This window comes from Pseudoalteromonas sp. S558 (genome assembly GCF_005886635.1).
Classification (GTDB): Bacteria; Pseudomonadota; Gammaproteobacteria; order Enterobacterales; family Alteromonadaceae; genus Pseudoalteromonas; species Pseudoalteromonas aliena.
The window spans coordinates 1-1,050 of record NZ_PNDU01000459.1; the positions used below are offsets into that span (position 1 = coordinate 1).

Annotated in this window: 1 protein-coding gene; it reads right to left on the reverse strand. The window is 39.6% G+C overall.

From position 1 onward, the window contains the following. Window positions 1-265 precede the first annotated feature (265 nt). Window positions 266-883, reverse strand: a complete 618-nt coding sequence (locus CWB66_RS20760; protein WP_138586931.1) for a LysE family translocator — start codon at window positions 881-883, stop codon at window positions 266-268. Between the last annotated feature and the right edge of the window lie 167 nt (window positions 884-1,050).

Here is a 1,050-nt window from a genome sequence, read left to right on the forward strand (position 1 = left end):
ATTACAAAATCAACGAACCACAAAATAAATTTGCAAAAAAAAGCGTATCTCCAGGGTGAGCTATTTGAAGAATTCTGATCCAAAGTGCTTAAGTTACAGAAATAAATAAGTAACCTGAACTCTGGATAATAAATCTATCTCCAGCAGCTATTATCAGCGCTAACTGCGTTGAATTTACTTATCATACATAATGTAGAGCAATAACAACGTTCATTTTTTGTCGTTGTTATTGCTTAAGATATTATTGCTGATTGGTATAAGGAAATCAGCCTAGCGCCAACCACACACCTACTGCAACCATTAAGCTCCCAGCTATACGGTTCATCCATATAATGTTATCACCACGGGCTAAAAATAAACGCAGGCTTTTTCCACCTGTTGCATAAGCCAGCATACATAAAAATTCGCTCACCATTATTACGCTCAGTAGAACTAATAGCTGCGGGGCTACTGCATGCTCAACACTTATAAATGGTGGCAGCAAGGAAATCATAAATGCCCACCCTTTAGGATTCGCTATTGCGGTTACAAAACCCTGAGTAAAAAGCGAGCGCCTACTTACATCTTTAGGTTCTGAAGTATCAATCGACATTTTGCCTTTGGCTCGCCACATGTTAAAGCCAATATAAATTAAATACGCACCGCCTACCCATTTTAAAATAGCAAAGGCATCAGGATAATTTAGCATCACGCTTGCAACGCCTAATACAGCCGCTATGGCAACACTTGCTACACCTAATAGCTCACCTACCATCATCCATAATGTACGGCGCACGCCAATGCTCATACCTAAGGTCATGGCAAGGGTCATGCACATACCAGGTGTTATCGACACAAAAAAGAAGGTAGGAATAAAAACGGCCAGTGCTGCAACATCAATCATTAATTTACTCTTATATTAAAAGCAAAAACGCGGCTATAAGTAGCCGCGCTGTTACTTACTTATGTTTATTACTATTGCCCAGTACTTATCACTGATTCAGTAATTACATCTACCAGCTCAGCTGTATCACTTAGCAAGTACTTATCTAACCACTGCTCTTGTTCCCA